Consider the following 21,086-nt stretch of genomic DNA (forward strand, 5'->3'; position numbering starts at 1 on the left):
GGATCTCCTTCGGTGCCCGGGCGGGCGCCCGCCCGCTCGACCCCGGTTCCCCGGAAGGGGGTGGTCGAAACGAGCGGGCGCCTCCGCTGCGGCTAACCGGTGCCGAGGACGTCCCGACGCCGGAACGCCCTCAGCCCGGCGGCAGCCATCGCCACCGCCAGCAGGGTGAGCACCATCAGCCCCACGCCCGAGACGGCGTCCGACGGGTAGTCACCCACGTGCTCGAAGGGCGAGAGCCACAGCGCGGCGTCCGGGAGATCGAGCAGCGGCCCGAAGAACCCCACGACCAAGCCGTAGCCGACCACCGCCCACACCACCGGCATCGCCCGGGGTGCCACGCCGTAGAGCAGTGCGGCCACGGCCAGCACCACCCAGACCGCCGGCGCGAACACCACGGTCGCGAGCACCATCTCCCCCACCAGGCTGCCGTTCCCCACGCTGAGACCAGCACCGATACCGGTGGCGAGGCCCGACACCAGCAGCAGCCAGAGGCTGCCGAGCGCGACCACGCCCAGGTGGGTGCCGAGCCAGCGCTGCCTGCTGACAGCGGTGGCCAGCACGGGCTCGGCGCGCCCGCTGGCCTCCTCGGCGCGCGCCGTCTGTGCAGCCAGCACCGCGTAGACCGCCACCGTGACACCGAAGGTCAGCGCGAGGACGCCGAGGAACCCGGAGGTGATGTTCTCGGTCCCTCCCATGACCACCAGGAGCTCCTCGGGTGCGTCGTCGAACACGTCGAGAGCCGGTCCCGTGAACGCGCCGTAGGCACCGCCGCCCACCGCCAGCGCCAGGCTCCAGCCCACGAGCTGGGCCCGCTGCAGCCGCCAGGCCAGCGCCAGCGGGCTACGCAGCCAGGGCGCCGCCCGAGACGGCCCCGGCCGCGGCGGCACCAGACCTGCTGCCAGGTCCCGGCGGGTCGAGAGCGTGTAGCCGAGCGCCGCCGTCAGGATCGCGAACGCGACCGAGATGGCCAACGGCCACCACCGGTCCAGCACGTAGGGAGCGGTCTGCTGGGCCCACCCGATCGGCGACAACCAGGACAGCGCGTTGCCGTGCTCGGAGGTCATGTCCCCCAGCGCCCTCAGCGCGAACGCGCCGCCGAGCGCGGCACCCGCAGCGCCGGCGGCTGCGCGGGGGTACTCCGAGAGCTGCGCAGTCGTGGCCGCGACACCGGCGAAGGACAGACCGACGGCCCCGACGCCCACCGCGAACAGCCACGAACCCGCGGTGTCGAAGCCCTGCCCGGTCATGACGGCACCGATCAGCCCGACCACCACCAGGTTCATCCCGGTCGTCAGCACGAGCGCCGCCGTGAGCTGGGCGTGCCGGCCCACCACGTTGGAGCGGATCAGCTCGGCGCGACCGGAGTGCTCCTCGGTGCGCGTGTGCCGGACCACGGTGAGCAGGCTCATCAAGCCTGCCCCGAGCAGGATGTAGACCCCGTACAGACCCGCGAGCAGGTGCTCCAGGCGTGGGTCGTCCATGCCGTAGCCGGGGCCGCCGAAGAGGGCTCCCATGGGCCCGCGCATCAGGGGCGCGATGGCACGGATGTCCTCCGGGGTGGCATAGACCTGCTGCAGCGCCGTCACGAAGTAGCCCATGAAGGCGGCCAGACCCAGTGTCCATGCGGGGAACCGGACGCGGTCCCGGCGCAGCATGAACCTCAGCAGCGTTCCCGTGCCCGTCAGCGCACCCCTGCGGGAGGACGCTGCCACCGCGGTCCGCCTGCGAGGCTCGGTGGCCGTGGACATCAGGCCACCTCGGCGTTGCGCGGGGACAGCTCGTCCCCGTAGTGGCGCAGCAGCAGCTGCTCCAGCGTCGGTGGGTGCGCGGTCATCGCTCGGACGTCGAGCTCGCCCAAGGCCTTGACGACGGCGGCCACGTGGGGGCCGTCGACGTCGAACGTGACCTGCTCGCCCTCCACCCGCAGAGCGTGCACACCTGGGAGGTCGGCGAGCGCCGCCGTCGGGCGCTCGGTCTGGATCGTGACCGACGTGCGCGTGAGGTGACGCAGCTGCGCCAGCGAGCCAGTCTCCACGACCCGGCCCTGGCGGATGATCGAGATCCGGTCGGCCAGCACCTCGACCTGAGCCAGGATGTGGCTGGACAGCAGCACCGTGCGTCCTGCCTCCTTGGACTCCCGGATGCACGACTGGAACACCGCTTCCATCAGCGGGTCCAGGCCGGCGGTGGGCTCGTCCAGCAGCAGCAGGTCGGCGTCGCTGGCCAGCGCGGCGATCAGCGCCACCTTCTGCCGGTTCCCCTTGGAGTAGGTGCGTCCCTTCTTGGTGGGGTCGAGGTCGAACCGTTGGCACAGCTCGTCGCGTCGGGCGTGGTCCGCGCCGCCACGCAGCCGGGAGAGCAGGTCGATCGCCTCGCCGCCGGTCAGGTTCGGCCACAGCTCGACGTCGCCCGGTACGTAGGCCAGTCGCCGATGCAGGTCGACGGCGTCTCGCCACGGATCGGCACCCAGCAGCCGGGCCCTGCCGCCGTCGGAGCGCAGCAGTCCCAGCAGGATGCGGATCGTGGTCGACTTCCCGGCGCCGTTCGGGCCGAGGAAGCCGTGTACCTCGCCCTGGCCGACCTGCAGATCGAGGCCGTCGAGGGCGGTGACGGCGCCGTAGGACTTGCGCAGGTCGTGGATGTCGATCGCGGGCACGTCGGTGTCCCGCACGGGTGCGGACATAGGAGTTCCTTCTGGTGTGGTGGGGAGAGCTCGTCGGCGGGGATCAGGCCGAGGCGGCCTGCTCCGACTCGGGCGGGTCCCCCACGTACAGCAGGTAGGCGTCGAGCATCCGGCGGTCGACCAGGAATCCCTGGGTGTAGAGCTCGAGCGCGGGCAGCATGATGGCGTCGATGTGAGCGCGCATGCTCGACCGCAGCTCCTCGGCGCTCTGCGGCGCATCGAACGAGAGCCGCAGCGCCAGGTGACCGAGGGAGCTCTCGGTGAGGTAGCGCACGCGGGCGCGCTCGTCGCGGCTGGGCAGCAGGGTGCCGGCAGCGACCGCGTCACCGACGTAGTCGAGCGCGTCCTCGACCATGTGATCGATGAACGCTCTGGCCTGCTCGCCGCCTGCCTGGACGCTGCGGGCGACATACGCCACGTACGGGACGTACTCGTCGATCATCGCCAGGTGCTCGAGCGTGGTCGCCGAGCCGTGCGCGCGCACCATCGCGTCCCGCTTGGCCTCGCGAATCACGCCGAACACGTGCTCGTCGCACTCGCGTCGCAGCTCCTCCTTGGAGCCGAACAGCTGCACGATGCGGCCCGCCGTCAGACCGGCCTCGGCGGCGATGGCGCGCAACGACGCACCCAACCCGTCCCGGCCGAACACCGCGACTGCGGAGGCGCGCACCCTGGCCCGGGTGCTCACGTCAGCCGCCTCTAAACGCATGTTTAGGAGGGTACACCCGCCGCGCTCTCGGCGTCCAGACCCCGCTTGCGAGCACGCGTTCGACGGTGCCGGACCCTCAGGCCGGTTGGACGCCGAGCTGGTCGAGGAGACCCAGCACCCGGGTGCGGATCTCGTCGCGGATGGGCCGCACCGCCTCGATGCCCTGGCCGGCGGGGTCGTCGAGCTTCCAGTCCTCGTACCGCTTGCCGGGGAAGACCGGGCAGACATCACCGCAGCCCATCGTGATGACGACATCGGACTCCTTGACGGCGTCGGAGGTCAGCACCTTCGGCTGCTCGGCGGTGATGTCGATGCCCACCTCGGCCATGGCGGCGACCGCGACCGGGTTGATCCGGTCGGCGGGTTCGGACCCTGCCGAACGCACCTCGACCCGGCCGCCGGAGAGCTCGCGCAGGAATCCTGCGGCCATCTGGGAGCGGCCGGCATTGTGGACGCAGACGAACAGTGCGGAGGGGCGGGTTTCGGTGGTGGTCACAAAGATCTCTTCCAGCTAGCGGACGGGTAGGTCGAGGTCGGGCAGCAGGTCAGCGAGCAGTGCCCGGACCCGGGTGTCGAGCTCGACCCGGATGGCGGTCACGCCGGCCGGTGAGGCCAGCGCCGGGTCACCGACGACCCAGTCCTCGTACCGCTTGCCGGGCAGCACCGGGCAGACGTCGCCGCAGCCCATGGTGATGACCACGTCCGCGGCGCGCACCGCGTCGTCGGTCAGCGGCTTGGGGAATGCGTCACCGGCGGGGACGCCGAGGTCGGCGAGCTGCGGCTCGACCCCGTGGTGGATCCGGTCCGCCGGCGTGGAACCCGCCGATCGGACGATCACCCGGTCACCGGCGTAGTGCTGGACCAGGGCGGCCGCGAGCTGTGACCGGCCCGCGTTGGCGACGCACAGGAACAGGATCTGCGGCACACCGGAGGAGGACCGCCGGCTCAGATCCGTCAGGCGCTGCTTGGCGAACCGCTCGGCGAGGTTGAGCAGGTGCCCGGACACGTGCGCCGAGCGGGCGAGCGCGGCGTAGGACTCCCGCACCGTTCCCACGACGACGCTCCGGTCGAGGTCCGGGTGGCGCGAGGCGAGCTCGTCGGCCATCCGGTCCAGCGCGCCGTCGGCGTCCTCGGGGCCGGCCAGCGGGCCGCCGGTCGGGGCGGTGAGGGTCGCGGGTGCGAAGGTCTCCAGCAGCGTGGACACGGCGCGCCGGTACCCCGGTGCGACCCGGTACCAGACCCAGGTGCCGCGCCGCTCGGAGGTCAGGATGCCGGCCTCGCGCAGCAGCTTGAGATGGTGGGAGACGGTCGGCTGGGAGACCTCGGTGAGGGTGGCCAGGTCGCACACGCACGCCTCCCCGGTCGCCGAGCTCGCCACGTAGGACAGCATCCGCAGCCGCAACGGGTCGGCGAGCGCCTTCAGCGCGGTCGTCACCGTCTCGGCGACGGCGGGAGCGATCGCGTGCGCCTCGACGTGCTCGCACGCCACCTCGCCCTCGGTCGTCACGGTGTCAGGGCTCAGGGTCATGACCTCACCTCGTTCGTCAGCTCTGGTTCGGGGTTCTCGGAGGGTGTGGTCGCGCGCGGGTCGATGCCGAACCACCGACGAGCCAGCCACAGCGAGACGTAGACCAGCCCGACGAGCACGGGAACCTCGATGAGTGGTCCGACGACGCCGGCGAGCGCCTGGCCCGACGTCGCACCGAAGGTCGCGATCGCGACCGCGATCGCCAGCTCGAAGTTGTTCCCGGCCGCCGTGAAGGCGAGCGTGGTCGACCTGGCGTAGCCGAGATCGAGCAGCCGGCCGGCCAGCATGCCGACGCCCCACATCAGCGCGAAGTAGACCAGCAGCGGCACGGCGATGCGCGCCACGTCCAGCGGCCTCGAGGTGACGGCCTCGCCCTGCAGCGCGAACAGCAGCACGATGGTGAACAGCAGGCCGTACAGCGCCCATGGCCCGACCGCGGGGAGGAACCGCTCCTCGTACCAGGCGCGACCGCGGCGGCGCTCCCCGATCCACCGGGAGGCGAAGCCCGCGAGCAGGGGGATGCCCAGGAACACGAGGACATTGAGGGCGATCTGGCCCACGGACACGTCGAGACCGGCTGTGTCGAGGCCAAGCCATGCGGGCAGCACCGTCAGGTAGAACCAGCCCAGCAGCGAGAACGCGACCACCTGGAAGACCGAGTTGACCGCGACGAGCACGGCGGCGGCATCCCGGTCGCCGCACGCGAGGTCGTTCCAGATCACCACCATCGCGATACATCTGGCCAGGCCCACGATGATCAGGCCGGTGCGGTACTCCGGGAGATCCGGCAGGAAGGTCCAGGCCAGCGCGAACATCAAGGCCGGCCCCACGAGCCAGTTGAGCGCGAGCGAGGAGACCAGCAGCCTCCGGTCCCCGGCGACCGCGGCAACCCGGTCGTAGCGGACCTTGGCCAGCACCGGATACATCATTACGAGCAGCCCCAGCGCGATCGGTGCCGAGATGCCACCGATCTCCAACCGCGCCAGCACCTCCGACAGCCCGGGCACGAAGCGGGCCAGCAGCAACCCGGCAACCATGGCCAAGCCGATCCAGAGCGGCAGGATCCGGTCGAGCGCGGACAGCCGCGGCCGGGCCTGCTCGAGGACGTCCGCGCTCATGCGGCAGACCGCGCGGAGTCGGTATGCGAGACGCGAGGACCGCTGCTGACCGCAACGGGACCGTGCTGCTGTATCGACATGTGTCTATATTGGCACACATCGATAGGCGCGGCTAGCCTGCGCTCGGTCGAGCACGATCACCACCGGCCGGAGTCGCAGCTGACGTAGCGTGGACACGTGCGTTCGGGCGCCGGCGAGGTGCGCCACCCACTGCGGCAGGAGGACACCATGCCCACTCGTCGGGTCGCGGTCGTCGGCGCCAGCGGGAACGTCGGAACCGCGCTGCTGCGGCACCTGGTCGCCGATCCCGAGTTCTCCGACCTGCTCGGGATCTCGCGGCGGGCGCCGCACGGCCCGCCGTACGAGTCGGCCGACTGGCGCGAGATCGACATCACGGCCGCGGGCGTCGACCAGGTGGTCGAGTCGATCGCTCAGGCGGTCTCGGGCTACGACGCGGTGGTCCACCTGGTGTGGGCGATCCAGCCGAACACGCGCCGTGACGTGATCCGGCAGACCAACGTCGAGGGCACCCGGCGGGTCCTCGAGGCAGCGGCGCTGGCGGGCGTGCCGCACGTGGTCGTGGCAAGCTCGGTCGCGGCGTACTCGCCGTCGCCCGGCCCCGAGCTCCGCGACGAGAGCCACCCGACGCACGGCATCCGGACGTCCCACTACAGCGTGGACAAGGCCGCGCAAGAACGACTGCTCGCGGAGTTCGCTTCCGACCACCCGGAGATCTCGGTCGCCTCGATGCGCACGTCACTGGTGTTCCAGGCCGACGCCGGTGCCGAGGTCGCGCGACTCTTCGTCGGTCCGCTGGCGCCGCTCGGCCCGCTGCTGAGCGGGCGCCTGCCTGTCGTCTCGCTCCCCCTCGGGCTGCGCCTGCAGGCCACCCACGCCGATGACATCGCCGGCGCGTACGCGGCGGTGCTGCGCGCCGGCGCCTCCGGCCCGTTCAACGTCGCAGCCGAGCCCGTGATCGACGGCAACGACCTCGCGGGCATGCTCGGCTCGGGACGTCTCGTCGAGATCCCCAGCCGCGCCATCCGCCCGCTGCTCCACCTCGCGTGGCGGGCACGCCTCGTGGCGGCCGACCCGGGCTGGCTCGACATGGCGATGAACGCCCCCGTGATGGACACGACCCGGATCCGCGAGCTCGGGTGGCGCGAGACGCGAAGCGCTCAGGAAGCCACGCTCGACGTCGTCGCCGGCATGCGGTCCCGGACCGGCACGGGCAGCCCCGCGCTGCGGCCCGGTGACCGCATGCTCGACGACGGCGACCTCCGCAAGCGCTGACCGACCCTCAGCGGACCTCGTTCTCGTGCTCGGCAGCGAGATCCTGGTTCGCCGCCGCGCCCCGGAGCGTGACGAGGGCCCAGATGGCCGCGGCCACCATCACCCCGGCTCCCGCCAGGCCCGTGAGGGTGATCGCGTCGGTGAACGCAGCCTTGGTGATCTGAAGGATCGCCTCGCCGGTGCTGCCGCCGACCTCGGCGGCGACCAGCAGGGCCTCTGCCATCGTCGAGGACGCGCGCTCCGCGAGGGACGGCGAGAGATCGAGCGCATCGGTGCCGGCGCTGACAGCCCTGGTGTACCAGGCGACGAGCACCCCGCCGAGCACGGCCGTGCCGAGCGTCGTACCGAGCTCGTACGCCGTCTCGGAGGTCGCGGCGGCCTGCCCTGCCCGTTCCGGTCTGACGGAGCTCATGATGATGTCGTTGCTCAGCGCGAGCCCGATGCCCGCACCCAGCGAGACCAGCGCGAGCGAGGCTGCGATCAGCGCCGGGCTCGAGGTCGGCGTCAAGAAGATCGTGAGCCCGAAACCGCTGGCCGCGATCAGCAGGCCCGCGGTGATGATGTAGGCGGGAAGGATGCGCTTGGCCAGAAGCGCCGCGCCGAACCCGGCGAACGCGGCAAACACCGCCTGGGGCAGGAGCCAGAGCGAGGCCTCGAGCGGGCCGAGCCCCAGGACGAGCTGGAGGTGCTGGACGAGAGCCACGAGCGCGCCCACCATCGCGAAGATCGAGAGAAGGTCGGCGATGACGGCTCCGCGGAAGTACCGCACCGTGAACAGCCTGACCTGGAGGAGGGGGGTGGGAAGCCTGAGCTGTCTCCGGATGAACGCGGCGACCGCGAGCAGCCCGACGGCGAGGGCCGTGATCCCGAGGGCGATGTCCTTGCCGCCGGTGAGGGTCTTGATGGCGTAGACCACGCCGATCATGCCGACGAAGGAGAGAACGACGCTGACGGCGTCGATCCGCTGCAGCTCGGGGTTCCGGCTCTCGGGCAGCAGGAGCGGGCCGAGCACCAGCAGGAGCAGCATGACCGGGATGTTCATCAGGAACGCGGCCTGCCAGCTGAACGTCTCGATGATCCAGCCGCCGATGATGGGTCCCACGGCCGCACCGACCGATGCCATCGCCGCCCACACAGCCATCGCGTAACGCCGCTGCTCCCGGTCGAGGAACATGTTGCGCACCAGCGACAGCGTCGACGGCATCATGATCGCGCCGCCCACGCCCAGCAGCGCGCGGGCACCGATCAGCATCCACGGCTCTGTGGCGAGCGCGCCGGACACGGACGCGGTTGCGAAGACGACGGCGCCGATGAGGAGGTTGCGTCGCCGCCCGAACCGATCACCCAGGGCGCTCATCGCCACGAGCAGCCCGGCCAGAACCAGCGCGTAGATGTCGATCATCCACAGCTGCTCCACACCCGTCGGGCTCAGCTCGGCGGAGATCGCGGGCAGGCCCAGGATCAGGACGGTGCCGTCGATCGTGATCAGCAGCAGCGGCAGGACCAGGACACCCAGACCGATCCAGCTCCTCGCCGTCGCCTTGGTGGGAGGGGTGGTCGTGGTGGTGGTGTCGTCCATGAGGTTCCTCTGCAGAGGTCGGGTTTGACCTCAGTACAAACGGTGTCCTCACCACACGGTCAAGCGGCTCGGGCGTCGTCGCTCCTCCGGCGTTCAGCGAGGCGGGCCGGAGCGAGTCGCGACCGGATCGGCTCTGGCCTCAGAGGGCGCGAGCGACCCGCTTGACCCCCAGCTCGGGACTGGTCAGGACCGGCACGTCCACCGACACGCCGGCAGCCGCACCGGCCATCGAGGCCTGAGCCAGCACGATCACGTCGTTGTCGGCAGCGAGCGCCACGATCGCCTCACCCACCAGCCGGTCGTGCGTCGCGGCGTCGCCGCCGCTGATCGCCTCGAACGCCCCGTCGACGACCCGGTCGCTCACCTCGATCTCCGCGCCCGCGAGCGCGGCGCGGTCCCGCAGCAGCGCGACGGTGGGCTCCAACGTCGTGGGCAGGGTCGCGATCACCGCGACCCGCCGCCCGATCGCGACGGCCTCGTCGGCCATCGCCTCGTCGATGCGCAGCACCGGCACCCCGAGCTTGTCGCTCAGGCCGGCTGCGTAGCCGCCGATCGAGCTGCACGAGAACACCACCGTGGACGCGCCGGAGGCCACGGCCGCCGCCCCGAGCGCTTCGAGGCGCTCGCGCACCCCGCTGCCCTCGGGGTCGCGCCCGAGGTCACCGACGATGCTCGAGTCCAGCAGGTGCTGCACCTCGACCCCCGGCAGGTGCTCGGCCGACAGCGCCGCGAAGGTCGGGATCACCACCGGACCGGTATGGATGTAAGCCACTCTCGTCATCGCACTCTCCCTCTCGTGAAGATCCTTCACCACATCACCGGCAGCCACACCGACATCTCACCGTCGCCGCGGTTGCCCCATCGCCCGTACGGCACCAGCCGCACCGGCAGCTCCTCCGGCTCGACCGCGGGCAGCTCGCCGTACAGGGTGCCGCCGGGCACGAGCCGTGGAACCCGCCGAGCCACGCCCTCGAGGACCGCGTAACCGGCGAACGGACCGTCGCCCTCGGCCGTGCTGAGCTCGATGGACCGGGGCAGGTACACCTCGTCGATCGCGACGCCCTCGGGGAGGTCGGCCTCCTCCAGGCAGTAGACGATCGGCCCGCGCATCGCCGCGACCTGGTTGGTCGCCTCCTCCACGAAGTGGTGTGCGACCACCAGCCGCGGGTCCATCGGCAGCTCGAGCGTGATCGTGGCGTCGCTCCACTCCCGCTCGATCACCGCGTAGCCGTGCTCGACGGCGGAGATCGCCTCGCCGTCGACGCTCACCCGGGCCTCGTCCCCGGCCCAGCCGGGCACGCGCACGCGCACCGCGGCCCGCACGGGCCGCTCCGCGCGCACGCGGATCGTGACCGACCCGGCCACGGGATAGCTGGTCGACTGCTCGAGACGCAAGGCGACGCCGTCGACCGTTGCCTGGAACGAGCCGCTGACGAACTGGTGCACCCACACGCCGTCGGCAGCGGTCCCGTAGACGTAGTACGGCAGCTCCGCGAGCGCGCGGGCGATGTTGGGCGGGCAGCAGAAGGAGGAGTCCATGAACGCCTGCCGCGGCCGCACGTGCGAGGGCCGCACGCCCTCGGTGGCCCGCAACTGGTCGCCCGCGCGGCGCAGCTCGTACGGCAGGTCCCGGACCTGCCGCAGCGGGTTCGTGTACAGGTAGGTCATGGCATCGGCGCCGATCATCGCGGGCAGCGCGTTGAGGAGCACCCGCTCGATCTCGTCGGCGAACCGGGCCTCGCCGGTGAGCGCGAGCATCCGCCACGCCCACATGATGAAGCCGATCGAGGCGCACGACTCGTTGTAGGCCGTGGTCTGCGGCAGCTGGTAGGAGCGGCCGTAGGACTGGTGGACCTTGGTGACGCTCCAGTAGTCCTGCGCCGCGTCGGGCGAGGCGCCGTCGTAGAGCGCGCCGCAGCCGCCGGTGATGTAGAGCTTGCGGCCCACGAGGTCGTCCCACAGCGAGTCGATCGCCTCGCGCAGGGCCGGGTCGCCGGTCTCCAGGACCACGTCGGTCATGCCCGCGTAGAGGTAGTTCGCGCGCACGGCGTGCCCGGCGGCGACCCGCTGGTCGGCGGCGGCGAGCTGGTCCTGGTTGTCGTCGCTGCCCGCGCGGCCCTTGCCGCCGTGCAGCTCGATCAGCCGGGCGGCGAGCGCGGTGTATCGCGCGTCTCCCGTGGTGCGCGCCAGCTCGACGGTGCCCATGTAGTGCGATGGGCAGATGTTGCAGTCCGAGAACCGCTCGGGCCGCTCGGCGACCGCCTGGATCACCCAGTCGCCGAGCCGCCGGGCCACCCCGAGGAACCGGTCGTCACCGCTGGCCCGGTAGGCGATGCAGGCGAGCGTCATCAGGTGACCGAAGTTGTAGGTCTCGAAGTCGAGCCGGTCCGCGAGCGGACCAGGCCCGCCGTCGCGCTCGCGCACGGTCGTCTTGCTCTGGATGTAGCCGTCGTCCCGCTGGGCCCCGACGACGGCGTCCGCCGCCTTGTCCACGAACCTCACCAGGTCCTCGGCGCCGCTCTCGGAGGCGGCCACCGCGGCGGCCTCGAGCCACTTGTACAGGTCGCCGTCCATGAACGGGGCACCGCGGTGGGTGCCGTGCGTGCCGTCCGTGACCCCGCCGGCCACGAGGAAGTTCTGGTAGGCGTGCGCCCGGTCGCGGTCGAAGAAGATCCTGCCCATCGTGGGGATGGTGGTGGTGAGCGCGTCCGCGTGCATCGCGGCCATCGGCGCGCGGCCGTCGATCGCGACGGAGCCGGCCGGTGCCGAGCTCATCAGCGCGTGTGCGCTCGCACGGGTGTCGGTGAGCAAGAGTCCTCCTAGGGGCGCAGCGGGGTGCCGCTGCGGATGTCGTCGAACAGGTTGTCGTGGCCCATCTGGCCGCCCTTGAGCGCGACCTCGACCCCGCCGCGCAGGTGCTCGGCGCTGCCCTCGGCACGGCACAGCGCGACCATCCCCCACGGGGTGCCGGTGATGCGCAGGGTGTCGACGCCGAGGCGCCGCAGCACGTTGCCCGAGGTGTCGCCGCCGGCGACCACGAGCCGGGTGTCGGGGCGGGTGCGCAGCACCGCGGTGCCGATTGCGGCCAGCCGCTCCTCGACCTCGACGCTGCTCGCCGAGCGCGGCACGTCCGGCCTGCTGGAGAAGACGACGACGGCGCCGTCCTCGCGCGTCAGCCGCACCGCCTCGTCGTGGGTGGCTTCGGCGAACAGGTCGAGCGCGGTGAAGCCTGCGGCGGTCGCGGCCTCGACCTGGCGCCACGTCAGCGCCGACGCCGACCCGCTCAGCACGAGCGTGGGACCAGCCGCCGCCCCCACCCCGGTTTCAACACGATTCTGAACACCCCCCGGTTTCAACGCACTTTCGACCGCCGATGCTCCGGCCTCCGCCTGCACACCGAGGCCGAGCGCGCGCGAGAGACCGCCGGAGCCGAGGACGAAGCGCGACCGAAAGTGCGTTGAAATCGGGACCTGGTCGAAAGTGCGGTGAAATCGGGGGTTCAGGACGGCGCCGATCTCGCGCAGGTGGTCGTCGGTGAGCGTGTCGAGGACGACGACGTCGAGGTCTCCTCCGTCGTTATCCACGGCCTCGCTCCACGCTGCGGCAAAGCTCGGCCAGTGCACGCCGCCCACCCACAGGTCGGTCTGCGCCCCGATGTGGACGCGCAGGTCCGACTCGGTCGCGGGCGTGACCGGGTGGTTCGCCATCGTGGGCTGCCGGTCGAGGCGGTAGACCTCGCCGCGGTCCGCGGCGAAGTGGTGGCTGAAGGCGGTGTAGCGGCCGAAGTCGGGCTGCGCGAGCAGCACCGGCACCGGCGACGTCCCTACGAGCGCGCGACCGATCTCGATCACCCGGCCGAGGCTGCCCATCTCCGGGGAGGAGTCCGCCGTCGAGCACGCCTTGTACTGGAGGACGTCCGGACGCAGCGCCAGCAGCGCCTCGAGCGCGGGCCGAACCTCGGCCTCGAGCTCGGCGGTCGGCAGCGAGCGGGCGATGCCCGCGATCCCGACGACGTCGGCGTCCGTCACGCCTGCGAGCGCCTCCGGGGAGGTGACCAGGACGCCGTCGAGACCCGTCCGTCGGAACTGCAGCAGCGCGTCGATCGACCCGGTGAAGTCGTCGCCGTAGAAAGCGAACCTGACCATCAGTGGCGGCCGAACCGTTCGAGCGCGGTGGCGAGCTCGGGCACGGCGGCGGCGCGCTCGTCCAGGGACTCACCCGCGACCGCGGCGTCCCATGCCTCGCGCATCGCGCGGACACCTGCCGCCGATCCCGCGGGGTGGCCGTGGATGCCGCCGCCCGCGAGCACGAGCAGGTCGGTGCTCTGCACCGCCTCGTAGGTCGCGTGCGCGAGCCCGGCCGACTGCCCCGAGGACAGCACCGGCAGGCACGCGGCGGTGCCCAGCAGCGGGGTGCGCACCTGCACGATCGAGTCGAGCACGGTCGCGTCGTCCTCGTAGAACTTGTTGCGCAGCCCGTTGGTGTGGACGTGGTCGGCGCCCGCGAGCCGCCACAGCTTGGAGGAGGCGTGGAAGCCGATGCCCACCTGGGGCGACCGGTTCATGGCACCGAACATCGTGCGGTGGGCGTGGATCGGCAGCTCCGAGCGCTGCCGGAGGTACTGCAGGCCGGCGATGCCCACGGTGTTGACGGCGACCATCACGCAGGTGCCGCCATGAGCCTTCACGAGGTCGTGGTGCTCGCCGAGGCGACCGATGTCGTCGGTGATGTTGAAGGCATACATCGGGAGCTTGCCGGTGCGCTCCGCGCTGGCGTGCAGGGCCTTCATGACGGCGGGGACGCGCACCGCCAGCGGGAGCGCGGGTGAGTTGCCCTGCAGCTCGTCGTCCTTGATGAAGTCGATGCCGGCGTCGGCGAGCTCGGTGACGAGCTCGGCCAGCTGCTCGGCGTCCAGGCCGATGCTGGGCTTGACGATGGTGCCGATCAGCGGGCCGTCGTGCTCGCGGCCGGCGAGCTCGAACGTGCCGTCGACGCCGAACTGCGGGCCTCCGTAGGCATCGGCGAACGCCTGCGGCAGCTCGAGGTCGACGAGCTTGAGGGCGCCCGCCTCACGGATCTCGAACAGGTTGCCCGCCACCGCGGCCAGCAGGTTCGGGATCGAGGGGCCGAAGTTGTGCAGCGGGAACTCGATGCTCACTCGAGCGCGACGGGCCTGGCTCCAGTCCCCCGAGGCGCCCGGCAGCGGCGGCAGCCCGCTCGGGGGCAGCTCGGCGATGTCCACGACGCGGGCGGCGAACCGTGCCTTCAGCTCCTCGGTCTCACGAGCGACCGCCACGAACGTGCCGCTGCTCTGCTCGCTCGCCATCACGGCGGCGGTCTGCTCCAGCGGGAGCGCGGTCTCGATCTCGTAGACGGCACGGACGACCTCGGCCACCTGCGGCCCTTCCGTCACCAACGGCGACTATCTATGCACTGCTGAATGGTCGTGTCATCCTATCGTCGCCGCCCGAGCGCGGCAACGAGCGTCCACGAAGCAGACCGGACTCGGCCAGCAGCAGCGCGGCGGCGATCAGCGCCGCCACGGCGCCCGGCCGCAGCGCACTGCCCGCGAGCGCCACGGCGCCGACCTGCAGCAGCGCCGCGGAGGGGAGCTGCCAGCGGCCGCCGTTCCGGGACCAGTGCAGGAGGAGCGCACCACCGAGCACGATCGTGACCCGCGCCGAGGTCTGGTAGCCCGCGTAGGCGGCACCCTGGCCGGGGATCACGAACCCGGGGCTGATGTAGCCGTAGGTGCAGTCGAGGTAGCCGTCCCAGGTGGCGATGCAGTACGACGGGTTCATCCATCCGGCCACGTACTCGGTCTCGGCGCCCACCACGCCCCACGGCAACCCGAGCGCGAGCAGCAGTGCTGCCGCGGCCAGCGCCACCCGACCGTTCATCGGGGGCCGCTCATCGACGGGCGCCGCCGAGCCACGCCGCGACCACGGCGCACCCGACACCCAGCGTCTGCAGGAACCCGCCGTTCGAGGAGATGCCCGGCAGCACGATCACCACCCAGTACGCCACCAGCGCGCCGGTGGCGATCATGCGGAGCACGTTCGCCTGAGCCGGGTCTCGCCTCGAGGCGAGCGTGATCAGCTGGGCGACCGCCATCACCGCGGCGAAGACGGCCCACAACGTGTAGTCGGTCCACCCGACCGAGCCGCTCTGCGGGATGCTCAGGCCGGCGATCACGAGGATCGGGCAGAGGATCTGCGCGACCCGTCCGAGGGTGTCCGGGGACGCCGACGGCGGTGCCTGACCTGGTGCCGGACCGGGACCGGGGTTGCCGCCCGGCCACGACGGCGGCGCCTGCCCGCCCCACCCGGGCTGCGCCGTCGGGCCCGCCTGCGGCCACGGACCGGGCTGGGAGGACTGGCCATGCTGGGCCCACGGACCAGGCTGAGAGGACGGCCCGAACCCGGGCTGCGCCGTCGGACCCTGAGGTTGCGGACCGGGAGGGACCGGCGGAGGCATCGTCATGGAGCCATCTTGGCCGCTCGCCGCCGCGGCGTCGATGGTCACGGATATCCACCTCACGACGGACGACGTACCCCGACCCCGGTCTCTTAGGATCAGGTGGTGATCTTCAAGGCTGTCGGCGACGAGCGCCCGTACCCCGATCATGGGCTCACCACGCCGAAGGACTGGGCGGAGGTCCCGCCGCGGCAGGTCCGGCTCGATGAGCTCGTGACGACCAAGTCCACCCTCGACCTGCGCAGCCTGCTCTCGGAGGACTCCACGTTCTACGGCGACCTGTTCGCCCACGTGGTCCGCTGGAAGGGAACCATGTACCTGGAGGACGGGTTGCACCGCGCGCTGCGGGCGGCCCTGGGTCAGCGCAACGTCCTGCACGCCCGCGTGCTGGAGGTGCCGTGACCCGCCATCCCCGGGGTCGGCTAGGTTTCTGCCCGTGAGTCAGAGCACGGAGGCCGTGCGCGCCCGAGCAGCTCGCCGTCGGCACCTGCAGCAACGCCAGACGGTGATCTTCGGCACCCTCGTGGCTGCGTTGCTGCTGGTCGCGCTGCTCGGCGGTGCCGTGTGGTCCGGCGTGATCCCCTCCCCCGTGAGCGTGCCGATCAACAGCGGCGGACCCGCGGCGACCCCGGACGCGATCGCTCCGCCGTGCCCGCCGGCCGACGCCCTGCCGGTGCCCTACGCCGAGATCAACGTGAACGTCCTCAACGGGACCGATGAGCAGGGGCTCGCCTCCCGCACCGCCACGAGCCTGCAGGCCTACGGTGTCCAGATCGGGCAGCAGGCCAACGGCACGCCGTACGGCGGGGTCGCACAGCTCACGGTCGGCCCGCTCGGCGTGGCCTCGGCCTACTCGCTCGCCGCGGTCTTCACCGAGGCCCAGATCGTGCTCGACAGCCGGGAGGACGCCACCGTCGACCTGCTGCTGGGTGAGGGCTACGAGACTCTGGTCCCGCTGGAAGAGGTGGCGCTGGACCCGGCCGTGCCGATCGTGGCGCCCGAGGGGTGCCGCCCGATCGAGACGACGAGCCCCGCGGCGTGAGCGCGCCCGGCTTCACGCCGCTGTCGGCACCGCCCGCGCCCTACGGGGCCGACGACCTCGCCCTCCACGTGCCGGCCTCGCTGAGCACGCAGCCGCGTGCCGATCTGCGCGACCCTGTCGATCCGGCCGTGTACGTCAACGACTACACCCGCCCGCTGCCGACCTACGCCGAGACCTTCTCCGGACCGGGCTACGAGGCCAAGCCCCCGCCGACGAGCGGTTTCGCCGTCGCGGCGCTGGTGTGCGGACTGGTCGGGGTGTTCACCCTGGCGCCTGCGGTCGCGGCGATCGTGCTCGGGCACCTCGGGCTGTGGCGGACCTCGCGGAACACCCACTCAGGCCGCGGGCTCGCCATCGGTGGCATGGTCCTCGGCTACGCCGTGGCGGCCGTGGTGGGGCTCGTGGTGCTCGCGACGTGGATCGCGGAGCAGTGAAGCCGTTCCTGCTGCTGTCGACGCGCCCTGAGACCGATGCCGCCGACGCCGAGTACGCCTCGTTCCTGCAGTTCGGCGGGCTGGAGGCGGCCGAGCTGGTGCGGTTCCGGCTGGAGCAGGCGCCGATGCCGGAACTCGATCTCGAGCAGTACTCGGGGATCTTCCTCGGCGGCAGCCCGTTCAACTCCAGCGAGCCCGAGAAGTCGGAGCTGCAGCGACGCGTCGAGGCGGACCTGCGGCGACTGCTCGACCAGGTGGTGCCACGCGACTACCCGTTCTTCGGTGCCTGCTACGGGGTCGGCACCCTGGGCCTGCACGCCGGTGGGGTGGTCGACTCGACGTACTCGGAGCCGGTGTCCGCGGTTGAGGTGCGGCTGACCCCTGAGGGCCGGGCCGATCCGCTGCTGGCGACGATGCCGGACTCCTTCGCCGCCTATGTGGGCCACAAGGAGGCGTTGTCGTCGCTTCCCCCTGGTGCGGTGCTGCTCGCCACCGCGGACTCGTGCCCGGTGCAGATGTTCCGCCTCGGCGAGAACTTGTACGCGACGCAGTTCCACCCCGAGCTCGACGAGGACGCGATCGTGGCGCGCATCCGGGTCTACGCGAACCACGGCTACTTCCCGCCCGACACCCGTGACGCGGTGATCAGCAGCGTCCGAGGCGCCCCGGTCCGCTCGGCGCACGACCTGCTCTCGGCGTTCGTGCGCCGCTACCGGCGGGACTGACGCGCCCGGTTTGGGCGGACCGGCGCCGTTGGGTACCCTGTCTCGGCCAGGTAGCGTGTCCGAGCGGCCGAAGGTGCAGCACTCGAAATGCTGTGTGGGTGAAAGTCCACCGTGGGTTCAAATCCCACCGCTACCGCCATGTGACGAGAGTCCCGCCCCGTGCCTTTGGGGGCGGGACTCTCGTCACAAGATGGCTGGGGGATGGGGGAGGACGCCGACGTCCGCGACGAAGGAGCGCGCCGCTGTGCGACGGCGTCCCACCGCTACCGCCGCGCCCTCACCGGCCCGAGTGCGGCAGTGTCCGCCGAGTGCGGCAGGTGCACCTGCCGCACTCGGTGGAAACTGCCGTTCTCGAGGTCAGCGGGGCGCCGGTCACCCGCATGTCGGCGGAGCAGGCCGACGCGTAGACAACGCGAGAGCCCCGCCCGTTCGGGCGAGGCTCTCGACGTTGACCGCTGCGCTGCAGCCCCCTTCAACGGGGACTGCAGCCGGCGGCGGAAAGGTCAGGCGCGCGAGCGCTTGCCCGTGATCGCCGTGTAGACGAGGAGCACGATCAGCGAGCCACCGAGGGCGAGCAGCCAGGTCTTGATGTCGAAGAAGCCACCGAGGTCGGTGTCGAAGATCATCGACCCGAGCCAGCCGCCGACGAGCGCGCCGATGACCCCGATGACCAGGCTGGCGAGCCATCCGCCAACCGCACGGTCCTTGAGGATCGCCTTGGCGATCGTGCCGCAGATGAGTCCGACGATGAGGAAGCCGAGAAGGCCCATGGTTTCTCCTGACCGGCCGACGGGATACGTCAGCCTTCTTGTTGTTCTGGCCGGTTGGCCGAAACGCAGCACAGAAGTGTAGCGCGGAGGGGGAAATCGGTCGTACAGGCGTACGATTTTCTGCCTCGTTCACCACCCCCGCCGACGGCGGATCATCGCGACGCAGTCGCTCACGGACGCCTCGAGGAGACCGGCGCGGATCCACAGTCGCGGGCGCCGGGCACCGGCTGCCTTGAGGATGACGATCTGACGGTCGACCTTGAGCTGGGGCACCTCGAGCCAGGCGTAGAACCGTCGTGGCCCCATGCGTGACTCCGCGCCGTCGCGGGTCAACCGGATGCGCGTGCCCGTGATCCAGAACGCGAGCACCGCCGTCCACACACCTGTCAGCGCCATGGCCACCCCGATGGTCCGGGCCGCGGCGTCGTCGACCAGCGCGACGGCGACCCCACCCACCAGCAGCCCCAGCGCCAGCCCCCACACGATCGCCGTCGTGCTCGTCTTGGTCGGCAGCAGCAGATCACCGTCTGCCCCGGCGACCACCCCGAACGGCAGCGCGCGGTCCTCCGCGGTGAGCGCACCGAGATCCCGGGCGTGCGCGGCCGGGAGCGCTCGGTCGAGCAGCCGCGTCAGGAACCGCACAGCGACCACCACGAGGACCGCGACGGCCACCAAGCCGCCCACCGCGGCGAGCCAGCTCTCACCCACGCCGCGGGCCACGGCCGCCGCAGCGGCCAGGAGCGCCAGCCCGCCGAGATGCACCGTGGTCCGGAGCGTCCGGATGGCGCGGGTCCGCGGCATCTGGCTGGCGCGAGGCATGGGCCGATCTCAGCCCACCGGGCGACCGAGGTCAACAGCACTCGGGCATGTCGGATGACAGGATGGTTGCGTGCCCGAACCGATCCACGTCGCTGCGCTCGTCATGCGCGACGACGACGGCCTGGTGCTGACCGTCCGCAAGCGCGGCACCACCCGGTTCATGTTTCCCGGTGGCAAGCCCGAGGCCGGCGAGGACATCCGGGACACCGCGCTGCGGGAGACCGCCGAGGAGCTCGGGATCTCGCTGGACCCGCTGCACCTGGCGTACCTGGGCACCTGGACCACGGACGCCGCCAACGAGGAGGGTCGCCTCGTCCGCGCCACCGTGTTCACCCATCCGGTCGTGACGGTCGGCGAGCCGATGGCCGAGATCGATGCCGTCCGCTGGATCCACCCCGATGACCGCTCCGAGGATCTGGCCCCGCTGCTGCTCGACGCCGTGCTGCCGGCCCTGGACCAGCCGCTCCGGCAGCTGCAGCGGCTGACCGTGTTCACCGGATCGGCAGCAGGCCACGACCCCGCCTACGGCGCCGCGGCCTCCACCTTCGGCCGAACCCTCACCGAGGCTGGCGTCGGCATCGTCTACGGCGGCGGCCACGTCGGACTGATGGGCGCGGTCGCCGACGCCGCGTTGGCTGCGGGTGGCGAGGTGATCGGGGTGATGCCGCGAGCGCTCGTCGACCGCGAGATCGCCCACCGCGGGCTCAGCCGCCTCGACACGGTGCCCGACATGCACGCGCGCAAGCTCCGCATGTCCGTGCTCGGTGACGGGTTCGTGGCGCTCCCCGGTGGCGCCGGCACGCTCGAGGAGCTCGTCGAGGCCTGGACCTGGCTGCAGCTGGGGTTGCACGGCAAGCCGGTCGCGCTCCTGGACGTCGACGGCTACTGGCAGCCGCTGCTGCGGCTGATCGACTCGATGGTCGAGCGCGGCTTCCTGGCCGCCACCTTCCGGGACGCGCTGGTCGTCGCCGAGGACCCCGCCGACCTGCTGAGCCGGCTGGCCCGGTGGCACCCGCCGTCGTCGAAGTGGGACGCGCCGCTCTCCGCGGCGAGCGGCACATGAGCAGGGTCGACAAGAGGCCCGGGCCCGTCGAGCAGGCCGCCCGGATCCTCGCGGGCAGCCGTTTCACCGTGCTCACCGGTGCCGGCATCTCGACCGACTCCGGCATCCCGGACTACCGCGGCCCCGACTCGCCGCCGCGCACACCCATGACCTACCAGCAGTTCGTCGGCGACGAGGTCTTCCGCCGTCACTACTGGGCCCGCAACCACGTGGGCTGGCGGCACATGCGCACCACCCTCCCCAACGCCGGCCATCGCGCGCTCGTGGGGCTCGAGCGACGCGGGCTGCTCACCGGCGTGATCACCCAGAACGTCGACCTCCTCCACGAGCAGGCCGGTGCGCGGAACGTCATCGATCTGCACGGCCACTACAACGAGGTCATCTGCCTGAGCTGCCGGACCGTGTTCACCCGCGCGCACGTCCACGAGCGTCTCGAGGAGGCCAACCCCGATTTCGCCGTCGAGGTCGGTGACGTCGAGATCGCGCCGGACGCCGATGCCGTGCTCGCCGATACCGCCGGTTTCGTGGTCCCGCCGTGCGAGGTCTGCGGCGGCATGCTCAAGCCGAACATCGTGTACTTCGGCGAGAACGTCCCCAAGGAGCGCGTCGCCGACGCGTTCGCGATGCTCGACGACGGCGGAGCTCTCCTCGTCGCCGGGAGCTCGCTGACGGTGATGTCGGGTCTACGTTTCGTTCGTCGCGCCCACGCCGCGGGCAAGCCCGTGGTGATCGTCAATCGCGGCACCACGCGGGGCGACGAGCTCGCCGACCTCGTGGTCGACGACGGCACGTCCGAGTTCCTCGCCGAGCTCGCCGCCTCGTTGCCCGACCTGTAGAGGCCGGTCG

22 protein-coding genes and 1 tRNA gene are annotated in these 21,086 nt (G+C 71.7%); 8 read left to right on the top strand and 15 right to left on the bottom strand.

Annotated features, from left to right (window positions below):
* Positions 1-92: 92 nt before the first annotated feature.
* From GPA04_RS08800 to arsB, 6 genes are all read right to left on the bottom strand, one after another.
* Positions 93-1,748 (bottom strand): ABC transporter permease, encoded by a 1,656-nt coding sequence (locus tag GPA04_RS08800; RefSeq protein ID WP_156223708.1) that lies wholly within the window; start codon positions 1,746-1,748, stop codon positions 93-95.
* Positions 1,748-2,683, bottom strand: a complete 936-nt coding sequence (locus GPA04_RS08805; RefSeq protein ID WP_156223709.1) for an ABC transporter ATP-binding protein — start codon at positions 2,681-2,683, stop codon at positions 1,748-1,750. Before GPA04_RS08805 ends, GPA04_RS08800 begins: the two co-directional genes overlap by 1 nt.
* Positions 2,684-2,726: 43 nt before the next feature.
* Positions 2,727-3,392 (bottom strand): TetR/AcrR family transcriptional regulator, encoded by a 666-nt coding sequence (locus tag GPA04_RS08810; RefSeq protein ID WP_156223710.1) that lies wholly within the window; start codon positions 3,390-3,392, stop codon positions 2,727-2,729.
* Between the two features lie 76 nt (positions 3,393-3,468).
* Positions 3,469-3,888 carry an arsenate reductase ArsC gene (locus GPA04_RS08815; RefSeq protein WP_156223711.1) on the bottom strand — a complete coding sequence of 140 codons (420 nt, stop codon included), beginning with the start codon at positions 3,886-3,888 and terminating at the stop codon, positions 3,469-3,471.
* A 15-nt stretch (positions 3,889-3,903) separates the two neighbouring features.
* A complete protein-coding gene (locus GPA04_RS08820; protein WP_156223712.1) occupies positions 3,904-4,920 on the bottom strand; it encodes a metalloregulator ArsR/SmtB family transcription factor in 1,017 nt (338 codons plus the stop codon).
* Positions 4,917-6,038, bottom strand: coding sequence for an ACR3 family arsenite efflux transporter (gene arsB, locus GPA04_RS08825; RefSeq protein ID WP_156223713.1), 1,122 nt, complete (start codon positions 6,036-6,038; stop codon positions 4,917-4,919). The genes GPA04_RS08820 and arsB overlap by 4 nt, the downstream gene beginning before the upstream one ends.
* Positions 6,039-6,266: 228 nt before the next feature.
* Between arsB and GPA04_RS08830 the strand changes: the two genes are divergently transcribed.
* Complete coding sequence (locus GPA04_RS08830) at positions 6,267-7,331, top strand: NAD-dependent epimerase/dehydratase family protein (protein WP_156223714.1); 1,065 nt, start codon at positions 6,267-6,269, stop codon at positions 7,329-7,331.
* A gap of 7 nt (positions 7,332-7,338) precedes the next feature.
* On the opposite strand, the gene GPA04_RS08835 is transcribed toward GPA04_RS08830, so the two are convergent.
* The 7 genes from GPA04_RS08835 to GPA04_RS08865 form a co-directional block, all read right to left on the bottom strand.
* Entirely contained in the window at positions 7,339-8,910 is a 1,572-nt protein-coding gene (locus GPA04_RS08835; RefSeq protein WP_156223715.1) for an MFS transporter, read from the bottom strand.
* A gap of 139 nt (positions 8,911-9,049) precedes the next feature.
* Positions 9,050-9,691 (bottom strand): aspartate/glutamate racemase family protein, encoded by a 642-nt coding sequence (locus tag GPA04_RS08840; RefSeq protein WP_156223716.1) that lies wholly within the window; start codon positions 9,689-9,691, stop codon positions 9,050-9,052.
* 26 nt (positions 9,692-9,717) lie between these two features.
* Positions 9,718-11,721 (bottom strand): glycoside hydrolase family 127 protein, encoded by a 2,004-nt coding sequence (locus GPA04_RS08845; RefSeq protein ID WP_156223717.1) that lies wholly within the window; start codon positions 11,719-11,721, stop codon positions 9,718-9,720.
* An 8-nt stretch (positions 11,722-11,729) separates the two neighbouring features.
* On the bottom strand, positions 11,730-13,055 hold the full coding sequence (locus GPA04_RS08850) for a four-carbon acid sugar kinase family protein (protein WP_156223718.1): 1,326 nt from the start codon (positions 13,053-13,055) through the stop codon (positions 11,730-11,732).
* Complete coding sequence (locus GPA04_RS08855) at positions 13,055-14,323, bottom strand: RuBisCO large subunit C-terminal-like domain-containing protein (RefSeq protein ID WP_241680682.1); 1,269 nt, start codon at positions 14,321-14,323, stop codon at positions 13,055-13,057. Before GPA04_RS08855 ends, GPA04_RS08850 begins: the two co-directional genes overlap by 1 nt.
* 13 nt (positions 14,324-14,336) lie before the next feature.
* The gene (locus GPA04_RS08860; protein ID WP_156223719.1) at positions 14,337-14,810 is read right to left on the bottom strand and encodes a hypothetical protein; all 474 of its coding nucleotides are present in this window, start codon (positions 14,808-14,810) and stop codon (positions 14,337-14,339) included.
* A 10-nt stretch (positions 14,811-14,820) separates the two neighbouring features.
* Positions 14,821-15,393, bottom strand: a complete 573-nt coding sequence (locus tag GPA04_RS08865; protein ID WP_156223720.1) for a hypothetical protein — start codon at positions 15,391-15,393, stop codon at positions 14,821-14,823.
* Between the two features lie 99 nt (positions 15,394-15,492).
* Between GPA04_RS08865 and GPA04_RS08870 the strand changes: the two genes are divergently transcribed.
* From GPA04_RS08870 to GPA04_RS08890, 5 genes are all read left to right on the top strand, one after another.
* Positions 15,493-15,789 carry a type II toxin-antitoxin system VapB family antitoxin gene (locus GPA04_RS08870; protein WP_156223721.1) on the top strand — a complete coding sequence of 99 codons (297 nt, stop codon included), beginning with the start codon at positions 15,493-15,495 and terminating at the stop codon, positions 15,787-15,789.
* Positions 15,790-15,823: 34 nt separating this feature from the next.
* Positions 15,824-16,429: a LytR C-terminal domain-containing protein gene (locus GPA04_RS08875; protein ID WP_156223722.1), complete on the top strand. Its 606-nt coding sequence runs from the start codon at positions 15,824-15,826 to the stop codon at positions 16,427-16,429.
* Positions 16,426-16,863, top strand: a complete 438-nt coding sequence (locus tag GPA04_RS08880; protein WP_156223723.1) for a DUF4190 domain-containing protein — start codon at positions 16,426-16,428, stop codon at positions 16,861-16,863. Before GPA04_RS08875 ends, GPA04_RS08880 begins: the two co-directional genes overlap by 4 nt.
* Complete coding sequence (locus GPA04_RS08885; protein ID WP_366464522.1) at positions 16,845-17,588, top strand: glutamine amidotransferase; 744 nt, start codon at positions 16,845-16,847, stop codon at positions 17,586-17,588. The genes GPA04_RS08880 and GPA04_RS08885 overlap by 19 nt, the downstream gene beginning before the upstream one ends.
* 49 nt (positions 17,589-17,637) lie before the next feature.
* Positions 17,638-17,727 (top strand) — tRNA-Ser (locus GPA04_RS08890).
* A 364-nt stretch (positions 17,728-18,091) separates the two neighbouring features.
* On the opposite strand, the gene GPA04_RS08895 is transcribed toward GPA04_RS08890, so the two are convergent.
* Positions 18,092-18,358 (bottom strand): GlsB/YeaQ/YmgE family stress response membrane protein, encoded by a 267-nt coding sequence (locus tag GPA04_RS08895; protein WP_156223724.1) that lies wholly within the window; start codon positions 18,356-18,358, stop codon positions 18,092-18,094.
* A 129-nt stretch (positions 18,359-18,487) separates the two neighbouring features.
* Positions 18,488-19,177: a hypothetical protein gene (locus GPA04_RS08900; protein WP_156223725.1), complete on the bottom strand. Its 690-nt coding sequence runs from the start codon at positions 19,175-19,177 to the stop codon at positions 18,488-18,490.
* A gap of 70 nt (positions 19,178-19,247) precedes the next feature.
* Here GPA04_RS08900 and GPA04_RS08905 point away from each other — a divergent pair, with 70 nt between their 5' ends.
* Together GPA04_RS08905 and GPA04_RS08910 are read left to right on the top strand one after the other, a co-directional pair.
* The gene (locus tag GPA04_RS08905; protein ID WP_241680683.1) at positions 19,248-20,240 is read left to right on the top strand and encodes a TIGR00730 family Rossman fold protein; all 993 of its coding nucleotides are present in this window, start codon (positions 19,248-19,250) and stop codon (positions 20,238-20,240) included.
* Complete coding sequence (locus tag GPA04_RS08910; RefSeq protein WP_156223726.1) at positions 20,237-21,076, top strand: Sir2 family NAD-dependent protein deacetylase; 840 nt, start codon at positions 20,237-20,239, stop codon at positions 21,074-21,076. Before GPA04_RS08905 ends, GPA04_RS08910 begins: the two co-directional genes overlap by 4 nt.
* Positions 21,077-21,086: the final 10 nt, after the last annotated feature.

The organism is Pseudactinotalea suaedae (genome assembly GCF_009733815.1).
GTDB classification, from domain to species: domain Bacteria; phylum Actinomycetota; class Actinomycetes; order Actinomycetales; family Beutenbergiaceae; genus Pseudactinotalea; species Pseudactinotalea suaedae.

Bases quoted from the DNA above. Each gene is read 5' to 3' on its own strand.
- arsB (WP_156223713.1), bottom strand. From the start codon at position 6,038: ATGAGCGCGGACGTCCTCGAGCAGGCCCGGCCGCGGCTGTCCGCGCTC.
- GPA04_RS08900 (WP_156223725.1), bottom strand. From the start codon at position 19,177: ATGCCTCGCGCCAGCCAGATGCCGCGGACCCGCGCCATCCGGACGCTC.
- GPA04_RS08860 (WP_156223719.1), bottom strand. From the start codon at position 14,810: ATGAACGGTCGGGTGGCGCTGGCCGCGGCAGCACTGCTGCTCGCGCTC.
- GPA04_RS08810 (WP_156223710.1), bottom strand. From the start codon at position 3,392: ATGCGTTTAGAGGCGGCTGACGTGAGCACCCGGGCCAGGGTGCGCGCC.
- GPA04_RS08800 (WP_156223708.1), bottom strand. From the start codon at position 1,748: ATGTCCACGGCCACCGAGCCTCGCAGGCGGACCGCGGTGGCAGCGTCC.
- GPA04_RS08865 (WP_156223720.1), bottom strand. From the start codon at position 15,393: ATGACGATGCCTCCGCCGGTCCCTCCCGGTCCGCAACCTCAGGGTCCG.
- GPA04_RS08805 (WP_156223709.1), bottom strand. From the start codon at position 2,683: ATGTCCGCACCCGTGCGGGACACCGACGTGCCCGCGATCGACATCCAC.
- GPA04_RS08830 (WP_156223714.1), top strand. From the start codon at position 6,267: ATGCCCACTCGTCGGGTCGCGGTCGTCGGCGCCAGCGGGAACGTCGGA.
- GPA04_RS08820 (WP_156223712.1), bottom strand. From the start codon at position 4,920: ATGACCCTGAGCCCTGACACCGTGACGACCGAGGGCGAGGTGGCGTGC.
- GPA04_RS08910 (WP_156223726.1), top strand. From the start codon at position 20,237: ATGAGCAGGGTCGACAAGAGGCCCGGGCCCGTCGAGCAGGCCGCCCGG.
- GPA04_RS08835 (WP_156223715.1), bottom strand. From the start codon at position 8,910: ATGGACGACACCACCACCACGACCACCCCTCCCACCAAGGCGACGGCG.
- GPA04_RS08840 (WP_156223716.1), bottom strand. From the start codon at position 9,691: ATGACGAGAGTGGCTTACATCCATACCGGTCCGGTGGTGATCCCGACC.
- GPA04_RS08850 (WP_156223718.1), bottom strand. From the start codon at position 13,055: ATGGTCAGGTTCGCTTTCTACGGCGACGACTTCACCGGGTCGATCGAC.
- GPA04_RS08895 (WP_156223724.1), bottom strand. From the start codon at position 18,358: ATGGGCCTTCTCGGCTTCCTCATCGTCGGACTCATCTGCGGCACGATC.